Annotated in this window: 21 protein-coding genes and 1 pseudogene; 15 read left to right on the forward strand and 7 right to left on the reverse strand. The window is 63.8% G+C overall.

Going from position 1 to position 25,418, the window contains the following annotated elements:
* Window positions 1-514 (reverse strand): annotated as a pseudogene (locus tag ECTHA_RS20050) (IS1634-like element ISMasp1 family transposase); the annotation flags it as partial.
* A gap of 117 nt (window positions 515-631) precedes the next feature.
* On the opposite strand from ECTHA_RS20050, the gene ECTHA_RS19540 reads away from it, so the two are divergent.
* The 4 genes from ECTHA_RS19540 to ECTHA_RS0110770 all read left to right on the forward strand — a co-directional run bounded on the left by ECTHA_RS19540 (window position 632) and on the right by ECTHA_RS0110770 (window position 5,959).
* Window positions 632-934 (forward strand): restriction endonuclease subunit S, encoded by a 303-nt coding sequence (locus tag ECTHA_RS19540; RefSeq protein ID WP_084306939.1) that lies wholly within the window; start codon window positions 632-634, stop codon window positions 932-934.
* The gene (locus ECTHA_RS0110760) at window positions 931-1,935 is read left to right on the forward strand and encodes a virulence RhuM family protein/type II toxin-antitoxin system death-on-curing family toxin (protein ID WP_025281145.1); all 1,005 of its coding nucleotides are present in this window, start codon (window positions 931-933) and stop codon (window positions 1,933-1,935) included. The genes ECTHA_RS19540 and ECTHA_RS0110760 overlap by 4 nt, the downstream gene beginning before the upstream one ends.
* Entirely contained in the window at window positions 1,932-4,346 is a 2,415-nt protein-coding gene (gene hsdR, locus ECTHA_RS0110765; protein ID WP_025281146.1) for an EcoAI/FtnUII family type I restriction enzme subunit R, read from the forward strand. Before ECTHA_RS0110760 ends, hsdR begins: the two co-directional genes overlap by 4 nt.
* An 89-nt stretch (window positions 4,347-4,435) precedes the next feature.
* Window positions 4,436-5,959 (forward strand): gamma-glutamyltransferase family protein, encoded by a 1,524-nt coding sequence (locus ECTHA_RS0110770; protein ID WP_025281147.1) that lies wholly within the window; start codon window positions 4,436-4,438, stop codon window positions 5,957-5,959.
* A gap of 22 nt (window positions 5,960-5,981) precedes the next feature.
* Here the strand turns inward: ECTHA_RS0110770 and ECTHA_RS0110775 are convergent, their stop codons facing one another.
* Complete coding sequence (locus tag ECTHA_RS0110775; RefSeq protein ID WP_035369581.1) at window positions 5,982-7,442, reverse strand: OmpP1/FadL family transporter; 1,461 nt, start codon at window positions 7,440-7,442, stop codon at window positions 5,982-5,984.
* A 186-nt stretch (window positions 7,443-7,628) separates the two neighbouring features.
* On the opposite strand from ECTHA_RS0110775, the gene ggt reads away from it, so the two are divergent.
* A complete protein-coding gene (gene ggt / locus ECTHA_RS18040; protein WP_025281149.1) occupies window positions 7,629-9,314 on the forward strand; it encodes a gamma-glutamyltransferase in 1,686 nt (561 codons plus the stop codon).
* Here ggt and cowN read toward each other — a convergent pair.
* The 4 genes from cowN to ECTHA_RS0110800 all read right to left on the reverse strand — a co-directional run bounded on the left by cowN (window position 9,282) and on the right by ECTHA_RS0110800 (window position 14,502).
* On the reverse strand, window positions 9,282-9,584 hold the full coding sequence (gene cowN, locus ECTHA_RS0110785) for a N(2)-fixation sustaining protein CowN (protein WP_025281150.1): 303 nt from the start codon (window positions 9,582-9,584) through the stop codon (window positions 9,282-9,284). The genes ggt and cowN overlap by 33 nt on opposite strands.
* A 179-nt stretch (window positions 9,585-9,763) precedes the next feature.
* Window positions 9,764-12,526 carry a valine--tRNA ligase gene (locus tag ECTHA_RS0110790; protein ID WP_026623731.1) on the reverse strand — a complete coding sequence of 921 codons (2,763 nt, stop codon included), beginning with the start codon at window positions 12,524-12,526 and terminating at the stop codon, window positions 9,764-9,766.
* Between the two features lie 63 nt (window positions 12,527-12,589).
* Window positions 12,590-13,009: a DNA polymerase III subunit chi gene (locus ECTHA_RS0110795; protein WP_025281151.1), complete on the reverse strand. Its 420-nt coding sequence runs from the start codon at window positions 13,007-13,009 to the stop codon at window positions 12,590-12,592.
* Window positions 13,006-14,502 (reverse strand): leucyl aminopeptidase, encoded by a 1,497-nt coding sequence (locus tag ECTHA_RS0110800; protein ID WP_025281152.1) that lies wholly within the window; start codon window positions 14,500-14,502, stop codon window positions 13,006-13,008. Before ECTHA_RS0110800 ends, ECTHA_RS0110795 begins: the two co-directional genes overlap by 4 nt.
* 159 nt (window positions 14,503-14,661) lie before the next feature.
* Here ECTHA_RS0110800 and lptF point away from each other — a divergent pair, with 159 nt between their 5' ends.
* Together lptF and lptG are read left to right on the forward strand one after the other, a co-directional pair.
* Window positions 14,662-15,771 (forward strand): LPS export ABC transporter permease LptF, encoded by a 1,110-nt coding sequence (gene lptF / locus ECTHA_RS0110805; protein WP_025281153.1) that lies wholly within the window; start codon window positions 14,662-14,664, stop codon window positions 15,769-15,771.
* Window positions 15,768-16,829, forward strand: a complete 1,062-nt coding sequence (lptG, locus tag ECTHA_RS0110810) for an LPS export ABC transporter permease LptG (RefSeq protein ID WP_025281154.1) — start codon at window positions 15,768-15,770, stop codon at window positions 16,827-16,829. Before lptF ends, lptG begins: the two co-directional genes overlap by 4 nt.
* Here the strand turns inward: lptG and ECTHA_RS0110815 are convergent.
* A complete protein-coding gene (locus ECTHA_RS0110815; RefSeq protein ID WP_025281155.1) occupies window positions 16,826-17,347 on the reverse strand; it encodes an RDD family protein in 522 nt (173 codons plus the stop codon). The two genes, lptG and ECTHA_RS0110815, sit on opposite strands and share 4 nt — an antisense overlap.
* 149 nt (window positions 17,348-17,496) lie before the next feature.
* On the opposite strand from ECTHA_RS0110815, the gene ECTHA_RS0110820 reads away from it, so the two are divergent.
* From ECTHA_RS0110820 to ECTHA_RS0110855, 8 genes are all read left to right on the forward strand, one after another.
* On the forward strand, window positions 17,497-17,880 hold the full coding sequence (locus tag ECTHA_RS0110820) for a PilZ domain-containing protein (protein WP_025281156.1): 384 nt from the start codon (window positions 17,497-17,499) through the stop codon (window positions 17,878-17,880).
* Between the two features lie 88 nt (window positions 17,881-17,968).
* Window positions 17,969-19,495, forward strand: a complete 1,527-nt coding sequence (locus ECTHA_RS0110825; protein WP_025281157.1) for an NfeD family protein — start codon at window positions 17,969-17,971, stop codon at window positions 19,493-19,495.
* On the forward strand, window positions 19,492-20,373 hold the full coding sequence (locus tag ECTHA_RS18045; protein ID WP_025281158.1) for a slipin family protein: 882 nt from the start codon (window positions 19,492-19,494) through the stop codon (window positions 20,371-20,373). Before ECTHA_RS0110825 ends, ECTHA_RS18045 begins: the two co-directional genes overlap by 4 nt.
* Window positions 20,374-20,386: 13 nt before the next feature.
* A complete protein-coding gene (xerD, locus tag ECTHA_RS0110835; RefSeq protein WP_025281159.1) occupies window positions 20,387-21,283 on the forward strand; it encodes a site-specific tyrosine recombinase XerD in 897 nt (298 codons plus the stop codon).
* Window positions 21,284-21,391: 108 nt separating this feature from the next.
* Window positions 21,392-22,120, forward strand: coding sequence for a DsbC family protein (locus tag ECTHA_RS0110840; protein WP_025281160.1), 729 nt, complete (start codon window positions 21,392-21,394; stop codon window positions 22,118-22,120).
* A 102-nt stretch (window positions 22,121-22,222) separates the two neighbouring features.
* Entirely contained in the window at window positions 22,223-23,086 is an 864-nt protein-coding gene (gene trxA, locus ECTHA_RS0110845) for a thioredoxin (RefSeq protein ID WP_025281161.1), read from the forward strand.
* Between the two features lie 109 nt (window positions 23,087-23,195).
* On the forward strand, window positions 23,196-25,091 hold the full coding sequence (parE, locus tag ECTHA_RS0110850) for a DNA topoisomerase IV subunit B (RefSeq protein WP_025281162.1): 1,896 nt from the start codon (window positions 23,196-23,198) through the stop codon (window positions 25,089-25,091).
* A gap of 87 nt (window positions 25,092-25,178) precedes the next feature.
* Complete coding sequence (locus ECTHA_RS0110855) at window positions 25,179-25,412, forward strand: hypothetical protein (RefSeq protein ID WP_128571872.1); 234 nt, start codon at window positions 25,179-25,181, stop codon at window positions 25,410-25,412.
* Window positions 25,413-25,418 lie beyond the last annotated feature (6 nt).

Genomic DNA, 25,418 nt, shown 5'->3' on the forward strand with positions numbered 1-25,418 from the left:
CCAGGTGCCGACGGGCCAAGCGCCGCTCAATCTTGTCCTGACGTTCGAGCAGCCAATCCAGCGCCCCGTACAACTCATGCTCATCCGCATCGGCAACCCCGAACCACTCGCCCAGCGTGCTGTGGTCCCAACTGCGGCTGGTCGCCAGCTTGCTCTGCGGGTCCCGTACCCGTGCAGCGATCATCGCCAGCACCAGATCCCGTTGCCGTGATGGCTTGGAATCCAGCAGGGGTCCCAGGTGCAACCGCTGCATCGCCTGACCGATCGCCTGCACCGCGCCGTGTGTCCGTGAACGTACCACCTCGAAGAGGCTATCGACGGGAGCCAGCGGCTCCCCCTTGAGGACGGCACGAATCGATTCGGCTTGTTCGCGGGACAGGGACGAGAGATTGGCGAGGGTGCGCTTGACGATGCGACCGCCTTCGCGGGTGGACTCGCGCAGCAGAATAGCGGGCGGCGAATTGCGATTGGGGACAATGTCGATGTACATGGACTGATTATAGCCCAACGCCATGGAATGAAAAACAAAAAAATTGATTTACATGGGTACATTTTCGACTAAAAATTGACCTACCTCACCGAAAACTCGAACACCACCAGCGACTTACCAAGAACATGAGAATGGTTCGCGCTGAAACTTCAGGTTAAGAGTATTCTCAAGGCAAAAGGAAAAGGTAGCGCACAAGACAACATCAATCTTGCGACTTTTGAGAGCGAGAAATTTCCCTTTCCGCCGCTAGAGAATCAGCTAGAAATCATCGAGAACCTTCAAGAGATTAGATCGGCCGTAAGGCAGCTCGAAGCCATCTATCAGAAAAAACTCACTGCTCTGGCTGAACTCAAACAATCCATGCTACAAAAGGCCTTTTCGGGCGAGCTGACAGCAGACCCGATAAGCCTCACCAACGCTTTCAAGGAGGAGCCAGTTACATGACCCAGGAACACCAGGCACCGATTATCATCTACGACGCAGCCGACAACCCCGTCGAAGTCCGTCTGGATACGGATCAGGAGACGGTTTGGCTCTCACAACGGCAAATGGCTGACGTCTTTGATACTTCGACGGACAATATCGGCCTGCACCTCAAGAATATCTACGCTGACGATGAACTGGTCGAGGAGGCAACTACCGAGGAATCCTCGGTCCTTCGTCAGGAAGGCCAGCGGCAGGTTCGGCGGCGCGTCAAGCACTACAACCTCGACGCGATCATTTCAGTCGGCTACCGGGTCAACTCAGGCCGCGCCGTCAAGTTCCGCCAGTGGGCCACCCGCGTCCTCCGCGAACACCTCACCCAGGGTTGGACCCTGAACCGCCAGCGCTTTGAGGAAAATGCCCGGGAACTGGAGGCGGCCCTGGCGCTGGTGCGCAAGGCCGCGCAAAGCCCGGCGCTGGACGCGGGCAGCGGTCGTGGCCTGGTGGATATCGTCAGCCGCTACGCCCAGACCTTTCTGCTGCTGCAGCGCTACGACGAGGGCCTGCTGACCGAGCCACGTGCCCAGCCGGGTGGAAGCCTGCCCACACTGGAACAGGCGCGGGCCGCGCTGGACAGTCTGAAATCCGAGCTCATGGCGCGCGGCGAGGCGACCGATCTGTTCGCCCGGGATCGGGGCGACGGTCTGGCCTCGCTGCTGGGCAATCTGGATCAGAGCGTGTTTGGCGAGCCCGCTTACCCCAGCGTGGAGTCCAAGGCCGCGCATCTGCTGTATTTCGTGGTCAAGAACCATCCGTTTTCCGATGGCAACAAGCGCAGCGCGGCCTTCTTGTTCGTGGACTTCCTCCACCGCAATGGGCGGCTGCTGAATGCGGCAGGTGAGCCGGTGATCAATGATGTGGGCCTCGCGGCCCTGACCCTGCTGGTGGCCGAGTCCGATGCCGCCAACAAGGAAACCATGATCCGCCTGATCATGAACATGCTGGCTGGAGCCCGAGAGTGAAGGAAGCCGGCCTCAACGAAGCCGAAACCCGCGCTGAACTCATCGACCCGGCCCTGAAGGAGGCGGGGTGGGGTGTGATGGAGGCCAGCCGGGTGCGGCGTGAGGTGATCACCCTCGGCCGGCTGCAGGGCGGCGGCAAACGGGCCAGGCAGGACATCGCCGACTATGTGCTGATCTATCGCGGCCAGAAGCTTGCGGTGATCGAGGCCAAGAAACGCAGCTTGCCGGTGACCGAGGGATTGGCCCAGGCCAAGCGGTATGCCGAGCGTTTGCAGACCCGATTTGCCTACGCCACCAATGGCGACGGCATCTACCGGGTGGACATGGGCACGGGCACGGAGGGGCCGGTGGATGCCTGGCCCTCTCCCGATGGGCTGTGGGTGGAGACCTTTGGCACGGGTGCCGGTGATCAAGAGACCTGGCGGGAACGTTTCGGCGCGGTGCCCTTCGAGGACAAGGGTGGGTTCTGGCAGGCGCGCTATTATCAGCACAACGCCATCAACCAGGCGCTGGAGGCCATCGCGGCGGGTCGGGATCGCATCCTTCTGACCCTGGCCACCGGCACCGGCAAGACCGCCATCGCCTTTCAGATCGCCTGGAAGCTGTTTCATGCCCGCTGGAGTCTGGCGGCACGCGCCACGGGCACGCCTGGTCGGCAGCCGCGCATCCTGTTCCTGGCGGATCGGAACATCCTGGCCAATCAGGCATTCAACGATTTTTCTGCCTTTCCCGAGGACGCCCTGGTTCGTATCGATCCGGAGATCATCCGCAAGAAGGGCCGGGTGCCCAAGAACGGGAACATTTTCTTCACGATCTTCCAGACCTTCATGACCGGGCGCGATGCGGCGGGCAATCTTGCGCCCAACTTCGGGGACTACCCATCGGATTTTTTCGATTTCATCATCATCGATGAATGCCACCGGGGCGGCGCCAACGACGAGAGCCACTGGCGGGGCATCCTGGAGTATTTCCAGCCTGCCGTGCAGCTCGGCCTGACCGCCACCCCCAGGCGCACGCTCAACGCCGATACCTACGCCTACTTCGGCGAACCGGTCTACATCTACTCCCTGAAGGAAGGCATCAACGACGGCTTCCTGACACCCTTCAAGGTCCGGCAGATCGCCACGACCCTGGATGACTACGTCTACACGCCCGATGACCAGGTGATCGAGGGTGAGGTGGACGCGGGGCGGCGCTACCGGGAAGATGACTTCAACCGGGTCATCGAGATCGCGGAACGTGAACGGTATCGGGTGAAGCTGTTCATGGAACAGATCGACCCGCGAGAGAAGACACTGGTGTTTTGCGCCACCCAGGAACATGCCCTGGCGGTCCGCGACCTGATCAACCAGCTCAAGACCAGCACCGATCCCCATTATTGCGAGCGCGTCACGGCGAACGATGGCAAGGAGGGCGAACGCTTCCTGAAGCAGTTTCAGGACAACGAAAAGACCATCCCGACCATCCTCACCACTTCGCAGAAGCTCTCCACCGGGGTGGACGCCAGGAATGTCCGCCACATCGTGCTGATGCGACCGGTGAACAGCATGATCGAGTTCAAGCAGATCATCGGTCGGGGGACGCGGCTGTTCGATGGCAAGGATTATTTCACCATCCACGATTTCGTGAAGGCCCACGAGCACTTCAGTGATCCGGAATGGGATGGCGAGCCGTTGCCCCCCGAGCCCTGCGAGCAATGCGGAAACAGCCCTTGCAGTTGCACCAGGCCACCGCCTGAGCCTTGCGCTGTTTGTGGCCAGCGGCCTTGTGTGTGCGAGAAGGCGCCGCCGGAACCTTGCCAGGTCTGCGGCGAAAGGCCCTGTCTTTGCGAGAAACGCCGCAAGGTGAAGATCCGGCTGGCCGATGGCAAGGAACGCACCCTCCAGCACATGACCGCCACGAGCTTCTGGGGTCCGGACGGCAAGCCCATCTCCGCAGCCGAGTTCATCCAGCGTCTGTTCGGTGATCTGCCCGAGTTGTTCAAGGACGAGGACGAACTACGCCGTCTGTGGGGCCGCCCGGATACCCGCAGGAAGCTCCTGGAGGGGCTGGAGGAGAAGGGCTACGGCAGGCAACAGCTGGCCGATGTGGGCAAGCTGATCGAGGCCGAGCACAGTGATCTCTACGATGTGCTGGCCTACATCGCCTTCAACATGGCGCCGGTGACTCGGGCCCAGCGAGTGGATGCCCACAAGGAACGCATCTTCCATGGTCATGACTACAGGCAGCGGGAGTTCCTGAGATTCGTCCTCGATCACTATGTGGTCCAGGGCGTCAGCGAGCTGGACACTGCCAAGCTGCCGCAGTTGATCGAGTTGAAGTACCACAGCGTCGGCGATGCCGTGCAGGAGTTGGGACCCGTGGGCAATATTCGGGAAGTCTTTGTGGATTTTCAGCAGCATCTGTATTGAGCAGCCATGTGCCGGTGATCCAGGAGAGAATTTTCGCGCCTGTGTTACTGTTCCCGGATGCCATCAGAATCGGATAGGGGAGTAGGTGGATGCGTGGCGTGATCGCGGCGGGCCACCCGGATACGGTGGAGGCCGGGGCCATGATCCTGGAGGCGGGGGGGAACGCCTTTGATGCCACCGTGGCCGCTGTGTTCGCGGCTTGTGTGGCCGAACCGGTGCTGGCCTCCCTGGGCGGCGGTGGATTTCTGGTGGGTCAGGAGGGTGAGGGGGAGCCCCTGGCGCTGGATTGTTTCGTGCAGACGCCGCGGCAGCGGCGGCCGCTGGAAGAGCTGGATTTTCATCCCATCACGGCGGATTTCGGCACGACCACCCAGGATTTTCACATTGGTCTCGGGTCCATGGCCACGCCCGGGCTGGTGGCCGGTCTCTTCGGGTTGCATGGCCGATATGGCCGCCTGCCCATGACCGAGGTGCTGGCACCCGCAGTCCAGCTGGCCCGGGAAGGTGTGGAGCTCAACCCGCTTCAGGGGTACATCTTTTCCATCGTTGCACCCATCTATGTAGCCACCCCGGGGGCCCGCGACCTGTTCACGTCCGATGGGGCGGCCATGCTCCGCTCGGGGGATCGATACCGTAATCCGGCCCTGTCCGACCTGCTGGACAACCTGGGTCGAGAGGGGCCGGATCTGTTCTATCGGGGCGATGTGGCCCACCAGATTCATGAGGCCAGTCGGGAGCAGGGCGGGCATCTGCACCGGGATGACATGGCGGCCTACCGACCGGTCTGGCGTGAACCCATCGCCCGGATGTACCGGGGGGTGGATCTGCTCATCAATCCGCCCCCATCCTCCGGCGGGCTGCTCCTGGCCTTTGCCCTTCATCTGCTGGAGTCGCAGGATCCGGCCATGGCTGTGCCGGGTTCGTTGTCCCATGTGGAGCGCCTGTCGCGGGTCATGGAACTCACCGAGCGCCTGCGGGCGGACTGGTCAGGCCCCCTGGACGAGAGCGTGCTGGCCCCGGAATCCCTGCAGGCCTACGCGAGTCAGCTCGCCGGCCTGCCGCCGGCCCATCGGGGCACGACCCATGTGAGCGTGCTGGATGCCTTGGGCAACGCGGCGGCCATGAGTCTTTCCAATGGTGAAGGGTGTGGCTGGGTGGTTCCCCATACGGGGGTGATGATGAACAACATGCTGGGGGAGCAGGATCTGAACCCAGAGGGGTTCCACCGGTGGCCCACGGACAGCCGCATGACCTCCATGATGGCCCCCACCGTGGCCCGATGGCCGGATGGCCGCCTGCTGGCCCTGGGCTCCGGTGGGTCCAACCGGTTGCGCAACGCAATCCTGCAGGTGCTGGTGCACTGCATTGATCATGATTTGCCGCTGGACTCGGCCGTGAGCGCGCCGCGCCTGCACTATGAAGCCGGTCTGCTGAACCTGGAGGGCGGTCTGGCGCCTTCCGTCTGCCAGGCCCTGGTGGATGGCGGCCGGTCCTGCCAGGTGTGGCAGGACCGTAACCTCTTCTTCGGCGGCGCCCACTGCGTGGAGCGTTACGAAGGGGGATTCCGTGGGGCGGGGGACCCCCGGCGTGGTGGTGTTTGCCGCGTCATCTGAACGGCCGTCCAGGCCATCCGGGTCAGAACCGATACCCATAATTCACCCGATACACGGTCTGGCTGTGGGAGATCCGCGTGCCCTCAAAGGCCGGGCCGGACTGGGTGACGGTGACCTTGGGGGCGTAGGTGAGGGAGGCGTGCAGGGCGCTCTGGGGTGAGAACCGGTAACTGAAGCCGCCGCTGAAGTGATGCTGCACGATGGCGGGGAACAGCGGGTTGACGGTCTCGTCGGGGATGGGATTGCTGGCGTAGTTGGTGCCGCCGCGCACGGTCCAGCGGTCGTTCACCCGGTAGGCGGCGCCCAGGGCGATCACGGTCTGATCCTTCCAGCGCTGGGTGAGGGATGCGTCCAGTTCGGCCCCGGCAAAGTCGCCGTTCTCGGGTGTGTTGTCGGCGGTGAAGGTCATGTCCAGGCTCTTCATCACGTCGGACCACAGCACGTGGCGAACGTCACCGGCCAGCAGCAGGCGGTCCGTGGCCTGGAAGGCCACGCCCAGGTGATAGCTTTCCGGCCACTGGAAGTCATTGATCCGGATGCGGCCCGAGACGGGCTGGGTCTGGAACTCCGTACTCCCCTGGGGCAGTACCCCGAGGCTCAGTCTGGCGCTGCTGGTGGACAGATCATCCAGCCGGGTGCGGGTGTGGTAGCTGGCGCCCAGGGTGACGCGATCGGTGGCCTGGACCACGATGCCCAGCTTGCCTGCCAGGCCGTCGCCGGTGGCCTCGCCCCGGAAGCGGTCGTCCCGGTTGAAATCGAAGCGGGCATAGCTCACGTCCTGGATCTGCCCCGCCTGGAATGCCGGCTGGAAGCGTTCCGTGATCATGCTGCCGCTGGCCGAGCCCAGGTTGGGCGTGCCGCCCGGTTGCGCCATCATGCCGAAGGTCTGGCCGTCCAGATCCAACTGCAGGTCCAGCGCCGCCCAGACGTAATCCAGCTGCGCCGCCACGGCCACCCGGTCGCTCACCCGGAAGGCCAGGGGGAACATGACGCGGCCCATGCTCAGCTCCGATTTGATGGGCTCGCCCGATAGGGGCACCATCTCCCCCATCATGGATGTTCCACCGGAGAATAGGGATGACCCGGTGCGGTAGTCGGTGCCCATGCCGCCCTGGGCCATCACGGCGGCGCCGAAGCTGAAGCGATCCTGGGTGCGGATGTAGGATACGGATGGCATGTGAAAGCTGCGAGCGCGGCTCTTGTCCTTGCCCGCGTCAGGGTGCTCAGCGGTCACCCGCGGGGCCAGCAGGGCGTAGCCCAACCCTACGGTATTCACCTCGCCACGGCGCATGCCTAGGGTGGCGGGGTTGTTCATCACGGCGGAATTGCCTGTCTCGTGGGCCACGCCGGCTCCGCCCATGCCGCCGGCAATGGCCCCGTAGGCGTCCATGTTCATGGCGTTGGTGGCCTGTGCGGTGGCGGATGCGCCCATGATGCCAGTGATGCACAGGGCGAGCGTGGCACGTTTGAAAAGCACGGTCATGTGGGACTCCCTTGGTGGTGTGTGCCCCTGGTGTCCATGGAAGGCCGCGCCGGGGCTTTATAGTATGTTGTGCAGCCAAACTATCAGACCCTGGAAATCCGTATCCCAAAAGATATCGATACCCACATGATGGGTGTGGATGGCCAACCGTTTCCGCCGCCCCTCATCGTTCCCCAGGAGACCGCGATGTCCCGTTCCACTCGATCCCTCGTCCTTCTGATCTGCCTGGCCTGTGCCGGGCCGCTGCTGGCGGATGCGCCGCCCCATGGGGTGGCCACGCCCCATCCCCTGGCCACCGAGGTGGCCCTGGAGGTGCTGTCCCGGGGCGGTAATGCGTTCGATGCTGCCGTGGCCGTGGGTGCGGCGCTGGCGGTGGTGGAGCCCTATGGGTCCGGTCTGGGCGGGGGTGGTTTCTGGCTATTGCATGAGGCCGCCACCGGGCGTCAGGTCATGGTGGATGCCCGGGAGCGGGCGCCGTTGGCCGCCGATGCAGACATGTTTCTGGATGATGAAGGCGAGGTGGATAGGGATCGGGTAATGAATGGCCCCCTGGCAGCCGCCATTCCCGGCACGCCCGCCGCCCTGGATCATATCGTCCGGGAATATGGGGCGCTGCCTCTGACAACGTTGCTGGAGCCGGCCATCCGTCTGGCCCGGGAAGGGTTCCCGGTGGACCCGGTCTATGAGCGGTTGACCTCCTTCCGGCGCGACACCTTGCGAGCGTGGCCGGCGTCGGCAGCGGTCTTTCTGGATGATGGCGAGGTGCCGGAAGAGGGCTTCGTGATCCATCAGCCGGACCTGGCCCTCACCCTGGAGCGACTGGCGGATTCGGGGCGTGATGGGTTCTACCGGGGGCCCGTGGCCGAGCGGCTCGTCGAGGCCGTGAGCGAGGCCGGGGGGATCTGGACCCAGGAGGATCTGGCAAGCTATCAGGTGGTGGAGCGCGAGCCGATCAGCTTCGATTACCGGGGCATGCGGGTGGTGTCGGCGCCGCCGCCGTCCTCGGGTGGCATCGCCCTGGCCCAGGCCATGCAAATGATGGAACGCTTCGATCTTGAGGCCATGGACGAGGCGGATCGGTTGCATCACGGGGTGGAGGCGATGCGCCTGGCCTATCACGACCGGGCCCGGTATCTGGGGGATGTCGACTTTGTGCAGGTGCCGGTGGAGCGTCTCATCGATCCGCGCTACGCGGCCGGGCTGGCCGCCACGGTGCACCCGGGCCGGGTCCGGCCCAGCGAGCAGTTGCCGGGGCCGGCGGGCCTGCGGGGTGGGGAGGATACCACCCATTTCTCCATCATTGATGCGCAGGGCAACCGGGTGTCGGCCACTCTGTCGCTGAACTATCCCTTTGGCTCAGGGTTCATGCCTGCCGGGACGGGGGTGGTCCTGAACAATCACATGGATGATTTCACGGCCGCACCGGGTACACCCAATGCCTATGGCCTGATCCAGTCGTCGGCCAATCGCATCGAGCCGGGCAAGCGCATGCTGTCGAGCATGTCGCCCACCTTTCTGGAGATGGATGATCGGGTGGCTGCGCTGGGTACGCCGGGCGGCAGTCGGATCATCACCATGGTGCTGTTGTCGGCCCTGGATTTTCATGCCGGTGGTGGTGCCGATCGCCTGGTGTCGTCGCCCCGTCATCACCATCAGTACCTGCCGGACTACATCGAATATGAACCGGATGCCTTCAGTGATGAGCTCAAGGCGCAACTGGAAGCGTATGGGCATGTACTGGAGGCCCGGTCTCGACCCTGGGGCAATCTGCAGGCGGTGGTTGTGGAGACGGATGGCCGTTTCGAGGCGGCGGCAGATCCCCGGGGTGTGGGCACCCACTCAGCAACAGGCCTCCTCCACCCAGGTGAGTAGGGCCTGGGCATCGTCGTCGCCACACTCCTCGAACAGTTCGCGGATCTGATTGATGTTGGCGTGGATCAGGAACAGGTCGTCGGGCTTGGGGCCGGATTTGGGATTGCGCTTGCCCAGGAAGTAGTCCCAGAAGGGGGATTTCTGGTCGGGGTCGGCGGTGTATTCCTCGATCAGGTTCATGACCAGTTTGGCGTTGCCGTCACAGTCCAGGTCCTTGAAGCTGATGTAGCGGGCGTTGGCGGCGTCGGGATGGAGATTGGGGCGGGTCACGAAGGGGCTCCTTGAGTCGGTGTTGTGCCGAATCTTTAGCAAGGAGCGGGCCAGGAGGCCGTGGTTTTCAAGTGCTTGTTTTTTTATTGGATATTTTTAAGGGTAGGGGGTGGGTTGCTGAGGATTGTGGGAAAGCTGACAAGGAGGGGAGGGCGCTCGGACCCTCCCCCTCATACACCTCACAACCGCCGGATCTTCTCCAGTTGCCCTTCCAGCTCCCGCAGGCTGGCACTCATCTCCGCCACCCGGGTGCGTTCCTTCTCCACCACCTCGGCGGGGGCCCGGTCCACGAAGCTGGGGTTTTCCAGTCGACCCCGGCACTGGGTGAGGTTCTTCTGCACCTTGGCCACTTCCTTTTCAAGTCGGGCGATCTCCGCCTCCTTGTCGATCAGGCCGGCCAGGGGGATGAGCAGGTGCATCTCACCTACCAGAGCCATGGCCGACTCCGGGGGCTCCTCGCCGTGCAGCCATTGCACCGACTCGGGCTTGCCCAGGAATTCGATGAAGGCGCGGCTGGACTGGAAGCGGGTCTGATCCTCCGGTTGCCAGTTGTGCAGCAGCACGGGCAGGGGCTTGCCGGGGCTGATGTCCATTTCGGCGCGGATGCGGCGCATGCCCAGGATGAAATTCTTCACCCATTCGATCTCCTTGTCTGCCTGGGCGTCCCGTGCGCTCTCGTCCACCTGAGGATAGGGCTGGTGCATGATGGTCGCGCCCTCGCGACCGGCCAGGGGGGCCACCTGGCGCCAGATGGCCTCGGTGATGAAGGGCATGATGGGGTGCATCAGCCGCAGCAGGGTCTCCAGTACCTGGACCAGGGTCTGGCGGGTGCCGCGGCGGGCGGCCTCGCTGCTGTCCTCGCCGGTGAGCACCGGCTTGCACAGCTCCAGATACCAGTCGCAGTAGTCGTGCCAGGTGAATTCATACAGGGCACGGGCGGCCAGGTCGAAACGGTATTCACCCAGTTGGCGATGCACCTCGGCAATGGTGACCTGCAGGCGGGAGGTGATCCAGCGGTCGGCCAGGGAGAGCTCCACCTCGCCGCCGTTCACGCCGGTGTCCTGCCCCTCGGTGTTCATGAGCACATAGCGGGCCGCGTTCCACAGCTTGTTGCAGAAGTTGCGGTAGCCCTCGATGCGGCCCAGGTCGAACTTGATGTCCCGACCGCTGGAGGCCAGGGCTGCCAGGGTGAAGCGCAGGGCGTCGGTGCCGAAGGCGGGGATGCCATCGGGGAACTGCTTCTTCGTGGCCTTGGCGATGCGCTTTTCCATCTGCGGCTGCATCAGGCCCTGGGTGCGCTTGGCCAGCAGGTCATCCAGGGTGATGCCGTCGATCAGGTCGATGGGGTCGAGCACGTTGCCCTTGGACTTGGACATCTTCTGGCCCTCGGCGTCCCGGATCAGGCCGGTGACATACACCTCCCGGAAGGGCACATCGTCCATGAACTTCAGGCCCATCATGATCATGCGAGCCACCCAGAAGAAGATGATGTCAAAGCCGGTCACCAGCACCGAGGTGGGGTAGAAGGTCTTGAGCTCGGGGGTCTTTTCCGGCCAGCCCAGGGTGGAGAAGGGCCACAGGGCCGAGCTGAACCAGGTGTCCAGCACGTCGGGATCGCGGGTGAGAGTCACATCCGAGCCCAGACCGTACTTGCTGCGGGCCTCTTCCTCGCTGCGGGCCACGTAGATGTTGCCGGCATCGTCGTACCAGGCGGGGATGCGATGGCCCCACCAGATCTGCCGGGAGATGCACCAGTCCTCGATGTTGCGCATCCATTCGAAGTAGGTCTTGTTCCAGTTTTCCGGCACGAAGCGGATGCGGCCATCCTCCACCGCCTGGATGGCCGGCTCGGCCAGCGGGCCCGCCTTCACGTACCACTGGTCGGTGAGGAAGGGTTCGATGACGGCGCCGCTGCGATCGCCCCGGGGCACCATCAGCTTGTGGTCATCGATGCGCTCCATCAGGCCCTGGGCGTCCAGATCCTGGATCACCCGCTCACGGGCCTCGAAGCGGTCCAGGCCCCGATAGGCCTCGGGGGCCTCGTCGTTGATCTTCGCGTCGATGGTGAAGATGTTGATCATGGGCAGGTCGTGCCGGGTGCCCACGGCATAGTCATTGAAGTCGTGGGCGGGGGTGATCTTCACGCAGCCAGAGCCGAATTCCGGGTCCACGTAGTCATCGGCGATCACCGGGATGCGCCGGCCGGTGAGCGGCAGTTCCACTTCCTTGCCGATCAGGTGCCGGTAGCGCTCGTCCTCCGGGTTAACCGCCACGGCGGTGTCGCCCAGCATGGTCTCGGGTCGGGTGGTGGCCACCACCAGATGGCCCGAGCCGTCGGCCAGGGGGTAGCGCATGTGCCAGAGCTTGCCCTGTTCTTCCTCCGAGAGCACTTCCAGGTCGGAGACGGCGGTGTGCAGGACCGGGTCCCAGTTCACCAGGCGCTTGCCCCGGTAGATCAGGCCCTCGTCGAACAGTTGCACGAAGACTTCCGTCACCGCCTCGGAGAGGCCGTCGTCCATGGTGAAGCGTTCCCGGCTCCAGTCGATGGAGGTGCCCAGGCGACGCATCTGCTGCTGGATCTGGTGGCCGGAGTGCTCGCGCCACTGCCACACCTTGTCCAGGAAGGCGTCGCGGCCCAGGTCGTGACGGGACTGCCCCTCCCGGGCCAGTTGCCGTTCCACCACCATCTGGGTGGCGATGCCGGCGTGGTCGGTGCCGCCCTGCCACAGGGTGTTGTCGCCGCACATCCGGTGGTAGCGGATGAGGGTGTCCATCAGGGTGTCCTGGAAAGCGTGCCCCATGTGCAGGGTGCCGGTCACGTTGGGTGGCGGCAGCATGATGCAGTAGGGGTCCCCCTCGCCACTGGCGGCGAACCAGCCATGGGTTTCCCATTCCTGGTAGACGGTTTGTTCGATGGCGCGGGGGTCGTAGGTCTTTTCCATGGGGCCTGTATCGGATGCGGGGCGAAAGTGACGGATTATATTAATCTTTTTTTGGGGTGCCGGTCACCTGCCCAAGGGGTGGTGATGCAGGTCGCAGCCTTGTTCCCGGTAGTGCCGGAACCGCGCCCGGCCGCTGTCGCGGATGGCGGGGTCCTCGTTGACCACCTCGGCCACGCGCTCGAAGCGCTCGAACTGCGCGGGCACCTCGGGCACCAGGTTTACCAGCACCTGGGCAGCCTCCGGGGCATTGGGGCCGATGCTCACGGGCACTCGCGCATCGTCAGGGTTGATGCCGTGGGGGATGAAGGCGTCGTCCTTGAAGGTCCACAGCAGGTCGTCCAAGGCCCGGGCCTCGTTTTGCGAGCGGGTGTGGATATGCACCCGGTGCCCAAGGCCGAAGGCCTTGTGCACCAGGCGGCAGACGGTGGTGAGGCGCTGCTGGGCGTGGGTGCCCTTGAGGAGGTAGAAGTCGACTCGGGTCATGCCTCCTTCACCCGGTTGAACAGGAACTGCATCACCAGGGGCACCGGCCGACCGGTGGCCCCCTTCTCCTTGCCGCTCTTCCAGGCCACCCCGGCGATATCCAGGTGGGCCCACTTGTACTTCTTGGTGAAACGCGACAGGAAGCAGGCGGCGGTGATGGTGCCTGCCGGGCGGCCGCCGATGTTGGCCATGTCGGCAAAATTGCTGTTGAGCTGCTCCTGGTATTCATCCCACAGGGGCAGCTCCCAGGCGCGGTCCAGGGTCTGGCGGCTGGCGGTGAGCAGGTCGTTGGTGAGGGAGGCGCTGTTGCCCAGTACAGCAGTGGCCTGGTGGCCCAGGGCGATGATGCAGGCGCCGGTGAGGGTGGCCATGTCCACCACCACCTCGGGATCGAAACGCTCCACGTAGGTCAGGGCATCGCAGAGCACCAGGCGGCCCTCGGCGTCGGTGTTGAGGACTTCCACGGTTTGTCCGGACATGGTGGTGATGATGTCGCCGGGCTTGGTGGCGCGGCCATCGGGCATGTTCTCGGCGGCGGCGATCACACCGATCACGTTCATGGGCAGCTTGAGCTCGGCGCAGGCCTTCATGGCGCCCATGACGGCGGCGGCGCCACCCATGTCGTATTTCATCTCGTCCATGGCCTCGCCGGGCTTGAGGGAGATGCCGCCCGTGTCGAAGGTGATGCCCTTGCCCACCAGGACCACGGGCTTGTCATTCTTCTTGCCGCCCCGGTAGTCCATGACGATCAGGCGGGCCGGCTGCTCGGAGCCCCGGGAGACGGACAGCAGGGCGCCCATGCCTTCCTTCTCCATGGCCTCCTCGTCCAGGATGTCCACCTTGAGGTCCTTGTAGGCCTTTTTCAGGCCCTTGGCCTGGTCGGCCAGATACACCGGTGTGCACACATTGCCCGGGCGGTTGCCCAGGTCCCGGGTCAGCTGCATGCCGGTGGCGGTGGCGGTGGCCCGTTTCAGGATCTGTCCGGCGGTGTCCAGCTCCCCTTCGGCCTCCACGTTGAGCACCATCTCCTTGAGGGCTGTCCGGTCCTTTTTCTTGTTGCTCTTGAGCTCGTCAAAGCGGTAGAGGGCGTCTTCCACCACCAGCACGCTCTGGAAGATCTTCCAGGGCAGGTCGCGGCCCTTGACGGGCACATCGGTGAGGAAATTGTGGGCGGTGGCCGCGCCGCTTTGCTTGAGGGCAGCGATCATGTGGGAGGTGAGCTTGCGGAAGGAGGCTTCGCTCAGGTCCCGCTCCTTGCCGCAGCCCACCAGCAGGATGCGCTCGGCCAGGTCGCCCGGCACATGATGCAGCCAGAGGGTCTGGCCCAGTTCGCCATCCATGTCGCCTCGCTTGAGCAGGGCGCTGATGGCGCCATCGGTGGCCTGATCCAGGGCCTTGGCGGCGGTGGACAGCTTGCGACGCTCGAATACACCCGCAACGATGCAGGGGCTGCGCTGTTCCTGGGGTTGACCGCTTGCGACTGAGAATTCCATGCCATTCCTCGAAATAGACTGGGAAAGCCCGATGATGCAGCAATCCGGGCCCTGGGTCACTGGGGTAGGGGGCGGGTGGTTGGCCTACCCGATGCCGGGGCTAGTAGTATAGGGAATCTTCTTCCACCGTTAACGCACCCCGTGCCGGGGTGATTCGAGATGCCGTTGAAGGTCCTGGACCGTTACCTGATCCGCGAGATGCTGCTCACGCAGATGGCGGTGATCCTGGTGCTGCTGCTGATCATCCTGGGCGGCATGCTGGCACGCCTGCTGGGGGAGGTGGCCGAGGGGCGCATTCCCGCCGATGTGTTGCCGGTGATCCTGGCACTGGGGTCTTTCCGGGCCCTGATCCTGTTGTTGCCGGTATCGCTGTTCCTGGCGGTGATGCTCACTCTGGGGCGGTTGTACAAGGACAGCGAGATGGCGGCACTCAAGGCCTGCGGTGTGGGTTACGGGCGCCTGTTCGTCACCGTGATGGCGATCACCCTGCCGCTGAGCGCGTTGCTGGCGGTGCTGTCGTTGTATGTGGGGCCCTGGACCACCCTGCAGGTGGACGAGATCCGCGCCGAGACCGCGCAGCGTTCGGATCTCATGGGCATCACCCCCGGGCGCTTCCTGCAGGCTGGCAGCGTGGGTGGCACCGTCTTCTTCGTGGAGTCGTTTTCCGATGATCGTGAGGTGATGCACAACGTCTTCATCCAGCGGCGCCAGGGCGAGGACACTGAGGTGGTGGTGGCCCGCAGTGCCGAGCAGCAGGTCGATCCCGGTAGTGGCCAGCGCTTTCTGGTGCTGCGTGATGGCCATCGTTACGAGGGCAGCCCGGGAGATGCGGACTTTCGCATCATTCAGTTTGCCACCCATGGCGTGCGCATGCCCGATCCCAGAGCGGTGACCGTGCGCAGCCGCACGGACAATGTACCCACTGCCGATTTGTGGGGGTCGGATCGCCTGGAGCACCGGGCGGAACTGCAATGGCGCCTGGCCGCACCGTTGTCCATGCTGCTGCTGGCCGTGCTGGCCCTGCCGCTGTCCTACACCTCGCCGCGCCAGGGTCGGTTCGCCAAGCTGGCTGCGGGGGTGGGGATCTATGTGGTCTATGCGCAGATGCAGATGGTCTCCAAGGACTGGTTTGCCGATGGTGACACACCGGCCTGGCTGGGCATGTGGTGGGTGCACCTGGGGCTGGTGGTACTGGCGCTGGTGCTGCTGTGGCGACAGTACGGCAGCTTCTGGATCTTGCGTGGCTGGCGCCGGGCGAAACTGGCATGAAGATCCTGCGCTTCTACATTGCCCGGCAGGTGATTGGCGGGACCCTGCTGGCCCTGCTGGTGCTCACCGCACTGGACGTGGGTTTCGCCTTCATTGCCGAGATCGACGATGTGGGGGAGGGTGCCTACGGCTGGATTCAGGCCCTGATGTACACGGCGTTGACCGTGCCACGCCGCCTTTACGAACTCTTCCCCACCTCGGTGCTCATCGGCGCCCTGCTCAGCCTGGGCACGGTGGCCGAGAATAGCGAGCTTACGGCCATGCGGGCGGCGGGGGTGTCGGTGTCGCGCATCATCACCTCGGCGTTACAGGCGGGTGTGGTGCTGATGCTGGCGGCGGTGCTGCTGGGCGAGGTGGTGGCCCCGGCCAGCGAGCGTCAGGCCCAGAACATGCGCACCTTTTCCCATTCCGATCAGATTCAGGTAGGTGGGGTTGGTCTATGGGCGCGGGACGGGAACGATTACCTGAATGTGCGGGTGATCATGCCCGGTTTGCGTCTGCATGATTTGCGGGTGTACCGGTTCGACGAAGAGCAGCGCATGACCGAGTCCATCCGCATTGCCAGCGCCCGTTACCACGACGGGGAATGGCAGATGGAAGGCGTGGTACGCAGCCAGGTTTCGGTGGAGGGCGTGGAGGTGGAGCAATCCGACACCGAAACATGGGACCGCCTGCTGGCGCCGGAGCTGTTCGACGTGATCGTGGTGGAGCCGCGGCAGATGTCCGCCTGGACCTTGGCGCGCTATATCGGCTACCTGCGCGAGAACAATCTGGAGTCGGCGCCCTATGAGCTGGCCTTCTGGACGCGATTCACCACGCCGTTATCCAGCCTGGTGATGCTGCTGCTGGCCATCCCCTTCATCTTTGGCTCGTTGCGCACCGGCGGTGCGGGGCAGCGCCTGTTCATCGGCATCCTGATCGGCGTGGGGTTCCACCTGCTCAACCGGATGCTCAATCACATGGGGCTGGTCTACGGCATGCCGCCACTGTTGGCGGCGGTGCTGCCCATGGCCGTCTTCCTGGTGATCGCCCTGTGGGCCATCCGGCGGGTGCGCTAGACCTGCCCGGCCTTGTGATCCGGCAGCCGGATCAGGCGTGTTCCCGACCAGCGGTCGTGGAGCATGAATTTCTGTGGGTGCATCAGGGTCCAGACCAGGCCGGCCACCACGATCACGGCCACCACCAGGGCCACGGGCCACAGGCCCGTGCGCCAGGCCTGCAGGCCCCCCAGCAGCAGCATCCACTGACTCATGGCCAGCACGAAACGACGCATGGCCTGCACCCAGGTGACGCGATAGCCATCAAACCCCACCAGGCGCACCCGCCAGGTCTGCATGGCCAGGGTGATGCCGCTGTGGGTCCAGAACCAGCCGAAATACAAAAAGGCCACCCCGAGGATGAGCAGCACATAAGCCGGATACAGGGGGTGCTCCACGGTCAGGCCGGTAGCCACGGTCACCAGCAGGGTGGTGAGCATCAGTGCCGACAGGGCCAGCAAGCCGTCGTACATCCAGCAGGCCATGCGGCGCAGCAGTCCAACGGGTTCGTGCGAGTAGGGTTTCGCGGTCTCGGTCATGGTGGAGCCTGGGCAATGCGTGAGGAGCGGCCATTATACTCATCCCCCCTGCAAGTAGAACCGGCCCTTACAAACCGGGTCCGTACTCCTATACTCGTGAGGTGAATGCTGACAGGATCAGCGCAATGGCCACGATGGAGAGGCAATCCATGGTAGAGGAAGAGCAGAACGGAAGACGGCAGTTTCATCGGGTGACTTTCGACGGCGTGGCCTTTCTCACCTTCGATAGTCCTGATGAAATCCGGGTGGAACTGGTGGACCTGTCGCTGCAGGGTGTGCTGGTGCGAACGCCCACCCTGCTGGCGCCCCGCCGAATGGGGGACTACGGTTACCTGCGTGTGCCGCTGGATTCGGAGAACAGTATTCTGGTGATGGTGCAGGTGGTGCGCATGGATGCCCACGATCTGGGGCTTCGGGTCACGCAGATGGACCTGGAAAGCGCCCAGCATCTGCGCCGCCTGGTGGAGTTGAATCTGGGTGATGAGACACTCCTCAGCCGTGACCTGGCGGCCCTGATGGACAGCGGCAAGTAGACAAGTAGAAAGGAAACCTTGTGCCGCCTCCCATGGTCGAACCCATCAACGCTCCACAGCTCAATGCTCAAAGGCTGGTCCCGGCCCCATGAAACGACTCGCAACCCCCTTTGCCCGCCGAATCCTGCTCTGGTGTCTGCTGCTGTTGGTGGGCGCCGGGCTGGCCCTGTTCAGTCACGCCCAGGAGAACGGCAATGGCAATGAACGGGGGGTGGCCGTGGTGCTGGATGTGGATGGTGCCATCGGCCCCGCCACCAGCGATTACTTTGTGCGCGGGCTGCAATCGGCCCGGGACATGAACGCCGAGATTGTGGTGGTCCGCATGGACACCCCCGGTGGGCTCGACAGCTCCATGCGGGACATGATCAAGGCCATTCTGTCGTCCCCGGTGCCGGTAGCCAGCTACGTGACGCCTTCGGGCGCCCGAGCCGCCAGTGCCGGCACCTATATCCTGTATGCCAGCCATGTGGCGGCCATGACCCCGGCCACCAATCTGGGATCGGCCACCCCGGTGCAGATGGGAGGCCCTCCCGGCATGCCGGATGAGGACGAGCCTCGCCGGCCACGCTCCGAGGATCGTCAGGAGGACGATGCCACCGATGAGGACAACGGTTCTGTCGATGCCAACGGTGATGAAGCCAATGGCGAAGCGGCGGAAATCAGAGAAGATGATGTGGAACCTGCGAGCGAGCCACGACGGGGTGGCACCGCCATGGAACGCAAGGTGCTGGAGGATGCCGTGGCCTATATCCGGGGGCTGGCCGAGTTGCGCGGGCGCAACGCCGACTGGGCCGAGGAGGCGGTGCGCGAGGCCGTTAACCTCACGGCAACCGATGCACTCGAGAAGAATGTGATCGACGTGGTGGCCGAGGATATCCGGGATCTGCTGATGCAGATCGATGGCCGCACGGTGAAGATGGACGTGGGTGAGCGGGTGCTCAACACCGAAAATCTGGAACTGGTGGAGATCGAACCCGACTGGCGTACCCGGCTCCTGTCGGTGATCACCAATCCGAACATCGCCTACATCCTCATGCTGGTGGGCATTTACGGCATCATTTTCGAGCTGGCCAACCCGGGCAGCATCTTCCCGGGCGTGGTGGGTGCCATCAGCCTGGTGCTGGCCTTGTATGCCTTCCAGGTGCTGCCCATCAACTATGCGGGCCTGGCGCTGATCATCCTGGGGATCGCCTTCATGATTGCCGAAGCCTTCCTGCCCAGTTTCGGGATACTGGGCATCGGCGGGGTGGCCGCCTTCGTCTTCGGCTCCATCATCCTGGTGGATGAAACCAACCTGCATATTTCCATCCCCCTGATCGGCGGCACGGCGCTGGTTTCCGCGGTCTTCTTCATCTGGGTGATGAGCAAGCTGATGAATTTGCGAAGAAAGCAGGTGACAACCGGTCGGGAGGAGCTGATCGGGGCCCAGGGGCAGGCCCTGAAGGACTTCTCCAAGGGGGCTGGTCGGGTCTGGGTGCACAGTGAATCGTGGCTGGCCCAGTCCCGGGTGGCCATCTCCAAGGGCGATGCGGTGCGGGTGACCGGTATGGATGGTCTCACGCTGACCGTGGAGCCCGTGTCTGATCAAGAAACCTCAACAGGAGTTGCATCATGATGACAGCCCTTCTGGCTCCGCTGGCCCTGATCCTGGGCCTGCTGATCCTGTCGATCCGGATCCTGCCCGAGTACGAACGTGGCGTGATCTTCTTCCTGGGGCGCTTCCAGTCAGTGAAGGGTCCCGGTCTGATCATCGTGATCCCGGGGATTCAACAGATGGTCCGTGTGGACCTTCGCGTGATCACCCTGGATGTGCCCAGTCAGGATGTGATTTCCCAGGATAACGTGACGGTACGGGTGAATGCGGTGCTGTACTACCGGGTGGTGGATCCGGAAAAGGCCATCATTCAGGTGGAAGACTTCAACAACGCCACCAGTCAGCTGGCCCAGACCACCCTGCGTTCGGTGCTGGGCAAGCATGATCTGGATGAGATGCTCTCGGAGCGGGACAAGCTCAACGACGACATTCAGAGCATTCTGGACAAGCAGACGGACAACTGGGGTATCAAGGTGGCCAACGTGGAGATCAAGCATGTGGATCTCAACGAGAGCATGATCCGCGCCATTGCCCGTCAGGCCGAGGCGGAGCGTGAGCGGCGCGCCAAGGTCATCCACGCCCAGGGTGAACTGCAGGCGGCGGTCAAGCTCACCGAGGCGGCGGATATCATGTCGGGCAACCCCCAGGCCCTGCAGCTCCGTTATCTTCAGACCATGAGCGACATGGCCACCGACAACGCCTCGACCATCGTCTTCCCGTTCCCCTTCGACATGCTCAAAGCGTTCATGGGTGGCGACGATTCGGGCCCGGGGGGCGACAATGACAAGGCCCGCCGGCCCGCCAAGACGTTGGAAGAGGCCGCCCAGACCACGGTGGAGGCCGATGAGGGTGCGGCAGAGGACAGTGTGCTTCCGCGTCGCTCCAAGGGCGATAAATGATCAAGATTGATGCATGACACAGGCGTCGTCGCTGATCGATCGGTTTCTGGACGCCATGTGGATGGAGCATGGTCTGAGTGACCACACGCTGTCTGCCTACCGGGCGGATCTGTCGGGCCTGGAACGCTGGCTGGATGGACAGGGTGGTGATCTTGCCGGGGCGGACCGCCACCAGCTGCTGCGCTATCTGGCCCAGCGTCTGGAGGGCGGTGCCCGGCCCCGGAGCATGGCCCGCCTGCTGTCGACCCTGCGACGATTCTATGGCCACCTGCTGCAGGTCGGTCAGATCCGTGAAGACCCCACGGTGCGCATCGACGCGCCACGGCTGGGGCGCCCCCTGCCGGATACGCTGACGGAAACGGAGGTGGATGCCCTGCTGGCGGCCCCGGATACGGAGGACACCAACGGCCTGCGGGATCGGGCCATGCTGGAGGTGCTGTATGCCACCGGGCTGCGGGTCTCCGAACTGGTGGGATTGCGGCTTGGCCAGGTGAGTCTGCGCCATGGTGTGGTGCGCACCCAGGGCAAGGGAGGCAAGGAGCGCCTGGTGCCCCTGGGGGAAGAGGCCATGGACTGGCTGGAGCGCTACCTGACCGAAGCCCGTCCGGGGTTGATGCAGGGGCACGGACAGTGCGAGGCCCTGTTCGTGACCCGCCGTGGCGCGGGCATGACCCGTCAGGCCTTCTGGTACATGATCCGTCGCCACGCCCGGACGGCGGGTATCACCAAGCATCTTTCGCCCCACACCCTGCGTCACGCCTTCGCCACGCATCTGCTCAACCATGGCGCAGACCTGCGTGTGGTGCAGATGTTGCTGGGTCATTCCAGTCTCTCCACCACGCAGATCTACACCCATGTGGCCAGGGAACGGCTCAAGACGCTGCACGCCGAGCACCATCCACGGGGCTGAACCCAGAGCCCCTGGCATGGTCTTTTAATCAGTCCCCCGGGTAATATGTTCCGCGTTTCAATCCGGCGACACCGCGATCGCGGCCCAACCCATTCCAAGAGTTGAACCATGCCCAGCTACCGCATTGTCCTTGTCATGATCCTCCTGCTGGCCCTGCCGGGCCTTTCCCATGCTGACGCTCCCGGTGAGTTGCGAGAGCGCATTGAGGCTCTGGTGCCCAATGCCCAGGTCAGCAGCATTCGCGAAACTCCCATCCAGGATCTTTACGAGGTGCGTTTCGGCGCGCAGGTCCTCTACATGAGCGGGGATGGCCGCTATGTGCTGGAGGGGGACCTGGTGGAACTGGACACCCGACGGAGTCTCACTGCTGCGGCCCGTTCCGAAGGTCGGCAGGAGATCCTGGGAGGGCTCAGCGAGACCAGCATGGTGATCTACCCTGCCGAGGGCGAGTCCCGTCACACCATTACCGTCTTCACCGATGTGGACTGCCCCTACTGCCGGCGTTTGCATGATGAGGTGGCCAAACTCAATGAGGACGGCATTACCGTGCGTTACCTGATGTTCCCTCGCTCCGGTGAAGGCACGCCCACTTACGAGAAAATGGTGTCCATCTGGTGTTCCGATGACCGCGCCGAGGCCATGGACCAGGTGAAGGCGGGGCGCTCCATTTCCGAGAATGCGTGCGATACGCCAGTGCGCGATCATCTGCGGGCGGGCCAGATGATGGGCGTGAACGGCACGCCGGCCATCCTGCTGGAGACCGGCGACATGATCCCCGGTTATCGTCCGGCGGGTGAGATTGCCCAGATGATCGACCATGTGTCGGGCGGACGTTGATCCAGTCAACCTCTTGAAACCTGAGTCTTCACCCCGAAAATAGAGGGTCACCCATCGGCCCTCCGGGCTGGGACTCACGCAACTTCAGTACAAGGCCAATTCATGAGCACTTCCGATCACATCGTCGATATCACTCAGGAGAATTTCCACGCCCTCGTTATCGAAGGTTCGCAGCAGCGCCCGGTGCTGGTGGATTTCTGGGCAGACTGGTGTCAGCCCTGTCAGATGCTCATGCCCATCCTGGCCAAGCTGGCCGAGGAGTACGCCGGTGGTTTCCTGCTGGCGAAGGTGAACAGTGATCAGCAGCAGGACCTGGCGCTCCAGTATGGGGTGCGCAGCCTGCCCACGGTACTGGTCTTCCGTGATGGCGAGCCGGTGGACCAGTTCATGGGCGTGCAGCCGGAATCCACCATCCGACAGATGCTGGACAAGCACCTGCCCGGCCCGGGTTCCGAATCGCGCCGGGCAGCCCGGGAGGCGCTGGAAGCGGGCGACGCCGAGACGGCCCTGGCTCAACTGGAGGTCGCCCGCCAGGCCAACCCGGAAGACGAAGAACTCAAGATCGATCAGGCCGGGGCCCTGTTGATGCTGGGTCGCGTGGACGAGGCTGAGGCGGTGATGAAGACGGTGCCCGTGCATTTCCATCAGGAGGATGCGGGCCGCCGCGTGGACGCCCAGCTTCGGCTGGCCCGGGCGCGTGGCGATCTGGCAGCAATCCCGGCACTGGAAGAGCGCCTCGACGGCAATCCGGATGATCCCGAAGCGCTGCACCGGGTGGGCGCCGCCAGAATCCTCGCGGGCGAACATGAGGCGGGGTTGGCCATGCTCATGCAGCTCATGAAAAAGCATCGCACGTATGGCGAGGATGCCGGACACAAGGGTCTGCTGGCGGCCTTCGAATTGCTGGGTGCCCGGCATCCGCTGGTCAATGACTATCGTCGCAAGATGATGGCGCTGATGTTCTGAGCCGGGTGTTTTCATCCTCGGGCGGCGGGCTTGCGGGGGCTTTGGGCTTGCCACCCACGATGATGTCCCATACAGTACCCGCGCCCTGGCAGACGACGATTGCACGCGCATGAGCGCCTCATCTTCCTATACCTCATCCGATATCGAAGTCCTCTCCGGACTCGACCCGGTGCGCAAGCGCCCCGGAATGTACACCGATACCTCCCGGCCCAACCACATGGCCCAGGAGGTCATCGACAACTCCGTGGACGAGGCCATCGCGGGCCATGCTGACCGCATGGACGTGGTGCTGCATGCCGACGGTTCCGTATCGGTGACCGATAACGGCCGCGGCATGCCCGTGGATCTGCATCCCAAGGAAAAACGCCCCGGGGTGGAGGTGATCCTGGGTACGCTGCATGCTGGCGGCAAGTTTTCCAACAAGAGTTATCGCTTTTCGGGGGGCCTGCACGGCGTGGGCGTCTCGGTGGTGAATGCGCTGTCGGAAAAGCTGGAGGTGACCATCCGGCGCGACGGCAAGGAACACCACATGAGCTTTGCCGACGGCCACAAGGTCACCGACCTGAAGGTGGTGGGCGAGGTGGGCAAGCGCAATACGGGCACCTGCCTGCGCTTCTGGCCCAATGCCGGTTATTTCGATACCCCCAGGTTTTCCGTACCCCGTCTCAAGCACATCCTGCGTGCCAAGGCGGTGTTGTGCCCCGGGCTGGCGGTGTCCTTTTATGATGAAATCACCGGCGAGCGCTGCGACTGGTGCTACGAGGCCGGACTCAGGGACTATCTGGTGGAATCCCTGGACGGTGCCGAACGGGTGCCTGATGAGCCCTTCATGGGCAGCATGAGTGGCGAGACCGATGCGGTGGACTGGGCCGTGGTATGGCTGCCCGAAGGCGGTGAAGGCGTGGCCGAGAGCTATGTGAACCTGATCCCCACCGCCCAGGGCGGCACTCACGTGAATGGTCTGCGTACCGGTCTGACGGATGCGGTGCGGGAATTCTGCGAATTCCGCAACCTGGTGCCGCGGGGCGTGAAACTGGCCCCGGAGGATGTCTGGGAGAATGTGGCCTACATCCTCTCCTTCAAAATGCTCGACCCCCAGTTTGCGGGCCAGACCAAGGAGCGTCTGTCGTCCCGCGAGGCGGCCCCCTTCGTCTCGGGCGTGGTGAAGGACAGCTTCAGCCTCTGGCTCAATCAGCATCCGGGCGCCGGAGAGCGCATCGCCGAGCTGGCCATCAACAGCGCCCAGAAGCGCATGCGGGCCGGCAAGAAGGTGGTTCGCAAGAAGGTGACCCAGGGCCCGACCCTGCCGGGCAAGCTGGCCGACTGCGCCGCCCAGGATCTGGGTCGCACCGAACTGTTCCTGGTGGAAGGGGATTCCGCCGGCGGCTCCGCCAAACAGGCCCGGGACCGGGAGTTCCAGGCCATCATGCCGCTGCGGGGCAAGATCCTGAATGCCTGGGAGGTGGATCCGGATCAGATCCTGGCCTCCCAGGAGATCCACGACATCAGTGTGGCCATCGGCGTGAACCCCGGTGCGGAGGATCTCAAGGATCTGCGCTATGGCAAGATCTGCATCCTGGCGGATGCGGACTCGGACGGCCTGCATATCGCCACCCTGCTGTGCGCCCTGTTCGTCCGGCATTTCCGCCCGCTGGTGGAGCAGGGGCGGGTGTACGTGGCGATGCCGCCGCTGTTCCGTGTGGATGTGGGCAAGGAGATTTTCTATGCCCTGGATGAGGACGAGAAACAGGGCATCCTGCAGCGCATCGCGGCCGAGAAGAAAAAGGGCAAGGTGGCGGTCACCCGCTTCAAGGGGCTGGGAGAGATGAACCCGCTGCAACTGCGCGAGACCACCATGGCCCCGGATACCCGCCGCCTGGTGCAACTGACCCTGGACGCCGGCGACGAGACCATGGGTTTGCTGGACATGCTGCTGGCCAAGAAGCGTGCCTCCGATCGCCGGGGCTGGCTGGAGTCCAAGGGACATCTGGCAGAAGTGGATTGAGCGGGGCCAGAAGCCCCTCTCCCCTCACCCCAACCCCTCTCCCCGGAGGGGAGAGGGGCTTAACTTCAGGAATCAACAGGTGTACACGTGGCAAAACCAATGGTTGGATTTGGAACACGCCTGGGGCTGATCCTGCTCAGCTTCGCGGGCATCATCATCGCCATGACCGGTATCCTGGAGCTGGCCACCGGTGGCGTGGGCAGCTTCTATCCCCCTGAATGGCGATTCCCGGGTTACTCCGTGGTGATGATCATCGGCGGGTATCTCATGATGGCCCCCATGGGCTGGCTTTACATGCGGGATGCCAAGACCGATGACTGAGTCCCG

Source organism: Ectothiorhodospira haloalkaliphila ATCC 51935 (assembly GCF_000633935.1).
Lineage (GTDB): Bacteria > Pseudomonadota > Gammaproteobacteria > Ectothiorhodospirales > Ectothiorhodospiraceae > Ectothiorhodospira > Ectothiorhodospira haloalkaliphila.

Bases quoted from the DNA above. Each gene is read 5' to 3' on its own strand.
- ECTHA_RS0110760 (WP_025281145.1), top strand. From the start codon at position 931: ATGACCCAGGAACACCAGGCACCGATTATCATCTACGACGCAGCCGAC.
- ECTHA_RS0110770 (WP_025281147.1), top strand. From the start codon at position 4,436: ATGCGTGGCGTGATCGCGGCGGGCCACCCGGATACGGTGGAGGCCGGG.
- ECTHA_RS0110775 (WP_035369581.1), bottom strand. From the start codon at position 7,442: ATGACCGTGCTTTTCAAACGTGCCACGCTCGCCCTGTGCATCACTGGC.
- ggt (WP_025281149.1), top strand. From the start codon at position 7,629: ATGTCCCGTTCCACTCGATCCCTCGTCCTTCTGATCTGCCTGGCCTGT.
- ECTHA_RS0110790 (WP_026623731.1), bottom strand. From the start codon at position 12,526: ATGGAAAAGACCTACGACCCCCGCGCCATCGAACAAACCGTCTACCAG.
- ECTHA_RS0110795 (WP_025281151.1), bottom strand. From the start codon at position 13,009: ATGACCCGAGTCGACTTCTACCTCCTCAAGGGCACCCACGCCCAGCAG.
- ECTHA_RS0110800 (WP_025281152.1), bottom strand. From the start codon at position 14,502: ATGGAATTCTCAGTCGCAAGCGGTCAACCCCAGGAACAGCGCAGCCCC.
- lptF (WP_025281153.1), top strand. From the start codon at position 14,662: ATGCCGTTGAAGGTCCTGGACCGTTACCTGATCCGCGAGATGCTGCTC.
- lptG (WP_025281154.1), top strand. From the start codon at position 15,768: ATGAAGATCCTGCGCTTCTACATTGCCCGGCAGGTGATTGGCGGGACC.
- ECTHA_RS0110815 (WP_025281155.1), bottom strand. From the start codon at position 17,347: ATGACCGAGACCGCGAAACCCTACTCGCACGAACCCGTTGGACTGCTG.
- ECTHA_RS0110820 (WP_025281156.1), top strand. From the start codon at position 17,497: ATGGTAGAGGAAGAGCAGAACGGAAGACGGCAGTTTCATCGGGTGACT.
- ECTHA_RS0110825 (WP_025281157.1), top strand. From the start codon at position 17,969: ATGAAACGACTCGCAACCCCCTTTGCCCGCCGAATCCTGCTCTGGTGT.
- ECTHA_RS18045 (WP_025281158.1), top strand. From the start codon at position 19,492: ATGATGACAGCCCTTCTGGCTCCGCTGGCCCTGATCCTGGGCCTGCTG.
- xerD (WP_025281159.1), top strand. From the start codon at position 20,387: ATGACACAGGCGTCGTCGCTGATCGATCGGTTTCTGGACGCCATGTGG.
- ECTHA_RS0110840 (WP_025281160.1), top strand. From the start codon at position 21,392: ATGCCCAGCTACCGCATTGTCCTTGTCATGATCCTCCTGCTGGCCCTG.
- trxA (WP_025281161.1), top strand. From the start codon at position 22,223: ATGAGCACTTCCGATCACATCGTCGATATCACTCAGGAGAATTTCCAC.
- parE (WP_025281162.1), top strand. From the start codon at position 23,196: ATGAGCGCCTCATCTTCCTATACCTCATCCGATATCGAAGTCCTCTCC.